Origin of the sequence: Azohydromonas aeria, assembly GCF_009760915.1 — a bacterium.
Lineage (GTDB): Bacteria > Pseudomonadota > Gammaproteobacteria > Burkholderiales > Burkholderiaceae_C > Azohydromonas > Azohydromonas aeria.
In genome coordinates this window covers 1-7,958 of record NZ_VIDQ01000148.1, presented here as the reverse complement: position 1 = coordinate 7,958, position 7,958 = coordinate 1, and the positions used below count along the sequence as shown (strand labels likewise).

At 71.7% G+C, this 7,958-nt stretch carries 8 protein-coding genes and 1 pseudogene; 5 read left to right on the top strand and 4 right to left on the bottom strand.

The window, feature by feature from the left end; all coding sequences use genetic code 11:
- Positions 1-352, top strand: a pseudogene (locus FJ694_RS35635) (hypothetical protein); the annotation flags it as partial.
- A gap of 123 nt (positions 353-475) precedes the next feature.
- Positions 476-1,141 (top strand): DUF6647 family protein, encoded by a 666-nt coding sequence (locus FJ694_RS35630; RefSeq protein ID WP_157272256.1) that lies wholly within the window; start codon positions 476-478, stop codon positions 1,139-1,141.
- A gap of 42 nt (positions 1,142-1,183) precedes the next feature.
- Here the strand turns inward: FJ694_RS35630 and FJ694_RS35625 are convergent, their stop codons facing one another.
- The 4 genes from FJ694_RS35625 to uraH form a co-directional block, all read right to left on the bottom strand.
- Positions 1,184-1,894 carry a haloacid dehalogenase type II gene (locus FJ694_RS35625; protein WP_157272255.1) on the bottom strand — a complete coding sequence of 237 codons (711 nt, stop codon included), beginning with the start codon at positions 1,892-1,894 and terminating at the stop codon, positions 1,184-1,186.
- A gap of 129 nt (positions 1,895-2,023) precedes the next feature.
- Positions 2,024-3,028 (bottom strand): porin, encoded by a 1,005-nt coding sequence (locus FJ694_RS35620; RefSeq protein WP_232540373.1) that lies wholly within the window; start codon positions 3,026-3,028, stop codon positions 2,024-2,026.
- A 276-nt stretch (positions 3,029-3,304) separates the two neighbouring features.
- Positions 3,305-4,273 carry a Bug family tripartite tricarboxylate transporter substrate binding protein gene (locus FJ694_RS35615; protein WP_157272254.1) on the bottom strand — a complete coding sequence of 323 codons (969 nt, stop codon included), beginning with the start codon at positions 4,271-4,273 and terminating at the stop codon, positions 3,305-3,307.
- Between the two features lie 81 nt (positions 4,274-4,354).
- Positions 4,355-4,711, bottom strand: coding sequence for a hydroxyisourate hydrolase (gene uraH, locus FJ694_RS35610; protein ID WP_157272253.1), 357 nt, complete (start codon positions 4,709-4,711; stop codon positions 4,355-4,357).
- 232 nt (positions 4,712-4,943) lie between these two features.
- On the opposite strand from uraH, the gene FJ694_RS35605 reads away from it, so the two are divergent.
- The 3 genes from FJ694_RS35605 to uraD all read left to right on the top strand — a co-directional run.
- Positions 4,944-5,726, top strand: a complete 783-nt coding sequence (locus FJ694_RS35605) for a GntR family transcriptional regulator (protein WP_157272252.1) — start codon at positions 4,944-4,946, stop codon at positions 5,724-5,726.
- A 99-nt stretch (positions 5,727-5,825) separates the two neighbouring features.
- Complete coding sequence (gene puuE, locus FJ694_RS35600) at positions 5,826-6,776, top strand: allantoinase PuuE (protein ID WP_157272251.1); 951 nt, start codon at positions 5,826-5,828, stop codon at positions 6,774-6,776.
- A gap of 5 nt (positions 6,777-6,781) precedes the next feature.
- The coding region (gene uraD / locus FJ694_RS35595) for a 2-oxo-4-hydroxy-4-carboxy-5-ureidoimidazoline decarboxylase (RefSeq protein ID WP_157272250.1) at positions 6,782-7,958 on the top strand (1,177 nt) is incomplete at its 3' end.

Below are 7,958 nucleotides of genomic sequence, written 5' to 3'. Positions count from 1 at the left end.
CGGCGCGGCGCCGGTGGCGCGCTGGCCGCTGGCGCTGGCGCCCTGGGTGGGCGCGGCGCCGGGCTGCGGCGACGAAGGCGGTGCCGACGGCGCGCTGCGCATCAGCGGCGTGGACGAGGGCACGCTGCTGCGGGCCGTGCCCGGGCGCGGCGCGGTGGAGCTGACCGTGTCGGCACTGGGCGACGCGCCGCGCGGGGCGCGGCTGTACTGGCTGCTCGACGGCGTGCAGGCGGCGCGCAGCCGCGTCGGCGAGGCCGTGGCGCTGCGCCTGGAGCAGCCCGGGGCGCACACGCTCACGGTGCTGGACGAGGCCGGTCGCTGGCAGCGGGTGGGCTTTCGCGTCGGGCGCTGAAGCCGCAGGCATTGCCTCGCCTGCTCAGTACCCGGGCCTTCCCCCGGGACAGACGGGCACAGATGCCTGCTGAGCCGGTTTGGGCCGCGCGATTGCCCACAGCGGACAGCAAGGAGCTGCGCCGTGAACCACCCGCCCGCCCTCACTCCGCCACCGCGGCGCCAGCGGCTGACGTCCTTGCTGCTCGGCCTGGCCGGGCTGCTGGCACCCGCGCTGGCCGGCGCCGGGGACACGGCGGGGCACCGGCCCGCGCTGGCGGCCACGGCGCCGGCCGCGGCGGCCAAGGCCAAGGCGCCGCATCCGCATCGCCATGCCGTCATCGACGCCGCGCTGGCGGCGGACCTGCTGGGCTGGGCCAGCCGGCTCTCCGGGCTGCCGATTCCGCCGGGCGAGCCCCTGCCCAAGCTCATCCCGATGAGCCAGCGCGAGATCGCGAAAACGGTGTGCGGTCCGCAGCACGGCGGCTGCGCCGGGCTGGTGGCGGTGTACGACACCGACCGGCGCCGCATCCTCTACCGCGACACGCTCGACATGCGCGACCCGACGGACCAGTCCTTCATCGTCCACGAGCTGGTGCACCACCTGCAGTTCCTGCAGCGCGGCGAGGCGCTGTTCGCCACCTGCCAGAGCACCCTGGCCGGCGAGGCGCAGGCCTACCGGGCGCAGAACCTGTACCAGGCGCAGTTCCGGCAGTGGCAGCGCATGGGCGAGGTGCTGCGCTACATGCACTGCGACGGCGTCACGGGCAGCGAGCCGGTGGCGCGGCTGTTCGGGGTGCCGGGACGCTGAGGGCGGCGCGGCCGGTTGCGCCCGCAACGCGCCGCGCGCCGCTCAGGCGCCCAGCCGCTGCGCCAGGTCGCTGAAATCCGACGCCACCACGTCCCAGTCCTGCTCGGCGGCGAGGTCCCTCTCCTGCCCGGGGCCGTACTCGGTGGGCCGGGCCACGAAGCCGGTGCGCAGGCCCAGTGCGTGCGCGGCGGCCAGGTCGTCGTTGTGCGCGGCGCACAGCATCAGCTCGCCCGGCGCCAGGTCGAGCATGCGCGCCGCGCCCAGGTAGGTCGCGGGCAGCGGCTTGTAGGCCTGGAAGGTTTCGGCGGAGAACACCACGTCCCACGGCAGCCCGGCATGACGGGCCATGTTCACCAGCAGTGCCACGTTGCCGTTGGACAGCGTGCCGATGACGACCTTCGCCTTCAGCCGCGCCAGACCAGGCAGCACGTCGGGCCAAGGATTGAGGCGGTGCCAGACGCGGTTGACGTGGCGCCGGTCCTCCTCGCTCAAAGCCTGTAGCCCGAAGCGCGGCAGCAGCTCCTCCAGCGCCTGGCGGTGCAGCGCGTCGAGCACGGTCCAGCCGACTTCGCCGCTGCGCACGCGCTGCAGCTGCGGCTGGTAGCGCGCGCGCCAGGCGTCGGCCAGCGCGGCCCAGTCGGCCTCGATGCCGCGCGCCGCGCCCCAGGCGCCCAGGTCGGCGGCGATGCTGCCGCGCCAGTCCACCACCGTGCCGAACACGTCGAACACGATTGCCTTCAGTCCGGGAACCATGGTGCCCTCCTCGCCCTTCGATGCCGGTGCGGGTCAGTGTGCCGCAGGCGCCGGGCGCGGCTTGGGGCTGGCGCACGAAAAAAAGCCCGCGCGGGGCGGGCCTTTTCGCTGTGGGAGCAGGCGCTTCGATCAAAAGCGGTGGCGGATGCCCACGGCGAAGCTGCGGCCGGTCTGCTCCGAAGTGGCGCGCTCGTCCTTGTCGCGCATGGCCACGGCATAGACGTCGGTGCGCTTGGACAGGAAGTGGTCGTAGCCCACGCTGAAGGTCTTGCGGTCCGCGTCGTCCACGCGGTTGAGCAGGCCGTAGGCCACCAGCACCTTGCCCGTGGCGGTCACGGGAATGGCGGCGCTGACGGCGGTGAGCTTGTAGTCCAGGTTCGCCGTGCGGTTGTCGACATCGGTGTGCTGGGCAAAGACCTTGGCGAAGCCAAAGTCGTAAGCCAGGCCGGCCTGCCAGGTGCGGGTGTCGGCAACCGCGCCGGTGGCACCGTCCTTCTTCACGTTCTGGAACACCGCGGTGGCGGCGAAGGCGCCGCGCTCGAAGACGGCGCTGGCGCTGGCGTTGTTGCCGCCCACGCGCTCGCCCAGGGCACCCACGACGTTGACCTTGAGGCCGCCGAAGGACGGCGTGCTGTAGGCCACGGCGTCGCTCCAGCCGCTGTCGCCGGTGACGGTGCCGCTGGTGAAGACATGGCGCACCGTCGGCGAGAAGCCGTAGGAGTCACCGAAGGCATTGAAGGTGACGGTCGCCACGAACAGCGGCGTGGTGATGCGGCCCAGGCGCAGCGTGCCCAGCGTCGCGCTGTCCAGGCCCACGTAGGCGCTGCGCGAGAACAGCGTGTCCCCGGTGAAACGGCCGGACGCGCCGGTGTCGGCGCGGAAGAAGCTCTCCAGCGAGAAGATCGCCGACAGGCCGCTGCCCAGGTCTTCCTTGCCGCGCATCAGCCAGTAGCTGGTCGTCATCGAGCCGTTCTCGGCGCGCGTGGTTGCGCTGGCATCGCCCGGCGCCTTGAAACTGCCGACCGACATGTCGACCAGGCCGGCCAGTTGCACGCTGCTCTGCGCCTGCGCGGCACCGGCGCAGGCCAGCACGGCGGCCAGGGCCAGGCCGCGGATGGGGAAAGACTTCTTCATGGGGATCCCTCGGGGGTTGGTGGAGTGATGGTGTTGTTGCCGGACCACGGGGCCCGGCCGGAAACCGGCGCCTGCGAATGCAGGTTACGTGCCAAATTTTCTCAGTGCATGTCCTCTTGTGCGACGCACCATGTTGTGCACGCGCCATCGGTCGCGCTTCAAGGTGCAGGTTCAGGGACTTAATTCACGGATTGCATGCACCGGTGTGTGCAACTCGGCACACCCGGCGCATTGGTGGTGCGTGAAGCGGCTTTGGCGGCTCTGGTGGCTTCGGATTCAGGGCCTCAGGTCGGCGGCCTTGATGGCGGGCGCCCATTGCTCGACCTGGCGCGCCACGACCGCCGGGAAGGCCTCGCCGCCGGGCCGGGCCGGGGTGATGCCCAGCTCGGCGAAGCGCTTGACCGTGGCCGGGTCGGCCACGATGTCGGCCAGCGCCTTCGAGAGCTTGTCGGTGACGTCCCTGGGCAGCCCGGCCGGGCCGGAGACGCCGAAGTAGTTCTCCACCACCAGCTGCGGCAGGCCCAGCTCGACCACGGTGGGCACCTCGGGCAGCAGCGGCGAGCGCTCGCGCGTGGTCACGGCCAGGCCGCGGATCTGCCCGGCCTTGACCATGGGCACGAAGGCGGTGATGACGTCGATGCCCATGGGAATCGTGCCGGCGATCAGGTCGGTGGCCATGGGCGAGCCGCCGCGGTAGGGCACGTGCGTCATCTGCAGGTGCAGCGCGCTCTTGGTCATCTCGCCCACGATGTGACCAATGGAGCCGGGGCCGCCGCTGCCGAAGGCGTAGCCCGGCGTGGCCGCGGCGGCCTTGGGCAGGTCCTTGAGCGAGGCCGGCCCGCTCTTGGGGTTGGCCATGAACAGCACCGGCGCCACGCCCAGCAGCGACACGTGCGTGAACTGCCTGACCGGGTCGTAGGGCTGGCGGGGCACGGTCCACGGCCCGATGGACAACGGCGTGGAGTTGGAGAGCATGAGCGTGTAGCCGTCGGGCGCGGCGCGCGCGACCTCGGAGCCGCCGAGCGTGCCGCCGGCGCCGGGCTTGTTGTCCACGACCACCGGCTGGCCCAGCGCGCGCGCCAGCGGGTCGGCGATGGCGCGCGCCACGATGTCGCTGGCGCCGCCGGCGGCAAAGGTGACGACGATGCGCAGCGGCTTCTCCGGCCAGGCGGCGTGCGCGACGCCCGCCTGCAATCCCAACGACAGCGCGCAGCCCAGCGCGACGTGACCCGGCTTGAACGGCATGGCCTGATCCTTCCTCGGTGAAAGCGCCCCGCGACGCAAGGCCCGCGCCAGCGCCGGGGCGGCGCACGGCGCGCGGCCGGCTCAGGAGCCGCGGTAGGTGCTGTAGCTCCAGGGGCTCACCAGCAGCGGCACGTGGTAGTGCGCCGCCGGGTCGTCGATGCCGAAGTCCAGCGGCACCTCGTCGACGAAGGGCACCTCGGGCAGCGCCGTGCCGCGCGCGCGGAAGTACGGCGCCACCGAGAACACCAGACGGTAGCGCCCGCGCTGCAGCGCCTCGCCTTCGAGCAGCGGGCCGCCGGCGCGGCCGTCGTCGTCCAGCGCCAGCCGGCGCAGTTCCTGCGTGGCGCCGCCGGGCAGCAGGCGCAGCAGCGTGACCTGCATCCCCGCGGCCGGGCAGCCGTTGGCGGTGTCGAGCACGTGGGTGCTGAGTTTTCCCATGGTCCTTGATTCCTGAAGGTTGATCCGGCGGGCGGCCGCGCGGCGGCCCGCCCTGGTGCGCCATGCACCGCGCTGGCGCGCGGCGCCGCCGCAAATGGTGCACAGCCAGCGCATGCGGGTTTGCACGCCGTTGATGCACGCCAAACTGTATACACTTTGGCATGCGACTCCAAGCCCCGACGGCCTGCAGCCGCCTACACTCAAACCCTTACTCCCAACCGTCAGCGCCGCCATGCCCCGCAGCCGCAGCCCGCTCCAGCTCGTCGCCCCCGCCGCATCGGCCAAGGCGCCCTCGGCCAGTGCCGCCGCCCGCGGCGGCGGCAGCAGCGGCAACGGCAACGGCATCAGCGAGGGCAGCGCCACGCAGCGCATTGCCGAGGCGATCACCACGGCCATCGTCGAGCGCCGGCTCATGCCCGGCACCAAGCTGGCGGAGCAGCAGATCGCCGACATCTTCAAGGTCTCGCGCACGCTGGTGCGCCAGGCGCTCAACCAGCTCAGCCGCGACCGCCTGGTGACGCTGGAGCCCGCGCGCGGCGCCTTCGTGGCGCAGCCCAGCGTGGACGAGGCGCGCCAGGTGTTCGAGGTGCGCAAGATGCTCGAAGGCGCCATGATCCGGCAGCTGTGCGCGCGCATCACCGAGGGCCAGGTGGCCGAGCTGCGCGCGCACCTCAAGGCCGAGCGCGCGGCGGTGACGCGCACCGACGTGCCCGGGCGCACGCGGCTGCTGGCCGACTTTCACGTGGTGCTGGCGCGCATGCTGGGCAACGAGGTGCTGGCGCAGATGCTCACCGACCTGCTCTCGCGCAGCTCGCTCATCAGCCTGATGTACCAGAGCTCGCACTCGGCCGAGCACTCGCAGGCCGAGCACGTGGCCATCGTCGATGCGCTGGAGAAGCGCGACGCGCGCGCCGCCGTCAAGCTCGTCGAGCAGCACCTGGGCAACGTCGAGCGCAACCTGCGCCTGAACCCGCGCGCCAGCGACCTGGCGCTGGCGCTGCAGCCGGTGGAATAGGACCCCGACCCCGGACCGGCCGTGGACTCTCGCCCGCGCGAGACTGCCACGGCGCACAACGCCCGCGGCCTTCGCGCGCCGCGGCACGAGGAGCAATGCATGACCCAAGCTGACCGCTACCCCCGCGACCTGGCCGGTTACGGCCGCAACGTCCCCGATGCCCGCTGGCCCGGCAATGCCCGGGTGGCGGTGCAGTTCGTGCTCAATTACGAGGAAGGCGGCGAGAACTCGGTGCTGCACGGCGACGCCGGCAGCGAGCAGTTCCTCTCCGAGATGTTCAACCCGGCGGCCTACCCGGCGCGGCACCTGTCGATGGAGGGCATCTACGAGTACGGCTCGCGCGTGGGCGTGTGGCGCATCCTGCGCGAGTTCGAGCGCCGCGGCCTGCCGCTGACCGTCTTCGGCGTGGGCATGGCGCTGCAGCGCTGCCCCGAGGTGACGCAGGCCTTCGTCGAGCTCGGCCACGAGATCGCCTGCCACGGCTGGCGCTGGATCCACTACCAGAACCTCGACGAGGCCACCGAGCGCGAACATCTACGCCTGGGCATGGAAGCCATCGAGAAGCTGACCGGGCAGCGCGCCCTGGGCTGGTACACCGGGCGCGACAGCCCCAACACGCGGCGCCTGGTGGCCGACTACGGCGGCTTCGAGTACGACAGCGACTACTACGGCGACGATTTACCTTTCTGGCTGCAGGTCAGGAAGAGCGACGGCAGCCTGGCGCCGCAGCTGGTGGTGCCCTACACGCTCGACTGCAACGACATGCGCTTCGCGCTGCCGCAGGGCTTCAGCCACGGCGACGAGTTCTTCGAGTACCTGCGCGATGCCTTCGACGTGCATTACGCCGAAGGCGACGAGCGGCCCTCGATGATGAGCATCGGCATGCACTGCCGGCTGCTGGGACGCCCCGGGCGCATGCGCGCGCTGCAGCGCTTCCTGGACCACGTGCAGCAGCACGACCGGGTCTGGGTCGCGCGGCGCCTCGACATCGCGCGCCACTGGAAGGCCTACCACCCCTTCGACGCGGCCACCGCCTTCGTCTGGGAGTGAAGGCCATGCTGACCCTCGACATCCTCAACGCCGCCTCGAAGGAAGAGTTCACCGCGCTGCTCGACGGCACCTACGAGCACTCGCCCTGGATCGCCGAGGCCGCCTGGGCGCAGCGCCCGTTCAGGAGCCTGGCGCACCTGAAGCGCGCGCTGGTGGAGGTGCTGGCGCAGGCCGGGCGCGAGGCGCAGCTCGCGCTCATCCGCGCCCACCCCGAGCTCGCCGGCAAGGCCATGGTCGCCAAATCGCTCACGGCCGAGTCCACCAACGAGCAGGGCAAGGCCGGCCTGACCGATTGCTCGCCGGAAGAGTTCGAGAAGCTGCAGCGCCTGAACGCCGACTACAACGCGAAGTTCGGCTGGCCCTTCATCCTGGCCGTGCGCGGGCCGCGCGGCGCGGGGCTGGACCGGCGCCAGATCATCGAGGCCTTCGAGCGGCGGCTGGCGAACCACCCGGACTTCGAGCTGGCCGAGTGCGTGCGCAACATCCACCGCATCGCCGAGATCCGGCTCAACGACAAGTTCGGCTTCACGCCCGAGCTGGGCAACCTGGTGTGGGACTGGGCCGAGGCGCTGGCCGAGTTCAGCGAGCAGCCCGACGCGCTCACCGTGACGTACCTGACCGGGCCGCACCGCGCCTGCGCGCAGCGCCTGGCCGAATGGATGCGTGAGGGCTGCGGCTTCGACGAGGTGAGCATCGACGCCGTGGGCAACGTGGTGGGCGTCTACCATGGCAGCGACCCGGACTCGAAGCGGCTGCTGACCGGCAGCCACTACGACACCGTGCGCAACGGCGGCAAGTACGACGGGCGCCTGGGCATCCTCGTGCCCATGGCGGTGGTGCGGCAGCTGCATCGCAGTGGAAAGCGGCTGCCCTTCGGCATCGAGGTCGTCGGCTTCTCCGAAGAGGAAGGCCAGCGCTACAAGGCCACCTTCCTGGGCTCTGGGGCGCTCATCGGGCAGTTCGACATGGCGTGGCTCGACCAGGTCGATGCACAGGGCGTCTCGCTGCGCCAGGCCATGCAGGACGCGGGGCTGCGCATCGAGGACATCCCCGCACTGAAGCGCGATCCCGCGCGGTATCTCGGCTTCGTCGAGGTCCACATCGAGCAGGGCCCGGTGCTCGACGCGCTGAACCTGCCGCTGGGCGTGGTCACCTCCATCAACGGCAGCGTGCGCCTGATGG

Excerpts from the sequence above, each read along its gene's own strand:
- FJ694_RS35625 (WP_157272255.1), bottom strand. The coding sequence starts at position 1,894 with ATGGTTCCCGGACTGAAGGCAATCGTGTTCGACGTGTTCGGCACGGTG.
- FJ694_RS35620 (WP_232540373.1), bottom strand. The coding sequence starts at position 3,028 with ATGAAGAAGTCTTTCCCCATCCGCGGCCTGGCCCTGGCCGCCGTGCTG.
- FJ694_RS35615 (WP_157272254.1), bottom strand. The coding sequence starts at position 4,273 with ATGCCGTTCAAGCCGGGTCACGTCGCGCTGGGCTGCGCGCTGTCGTTG.
- uraH (WP_157272253.1), bottom strand. The coding sequence starts at position 4,711 with ATGGGAAAACTCAGCACCCACGTGCTCGACACCGCCAACGGCTGCCCG.
- FJ694_RS35605 (WP_157272252.1), top strand. The coding sequence starts at position 4,944 with ATGCCCCGCAGCCGCAGCCCGCTCCAGCTCGTCGCCCCCGCCGCATCG.
- puuE (WP_157272251.1), top strand. The coding sequence starts at position 5,826 with ATGACCCAAGCTGACCGCTACCCCCGCGACCTGGCCGGTTACGGCCGC.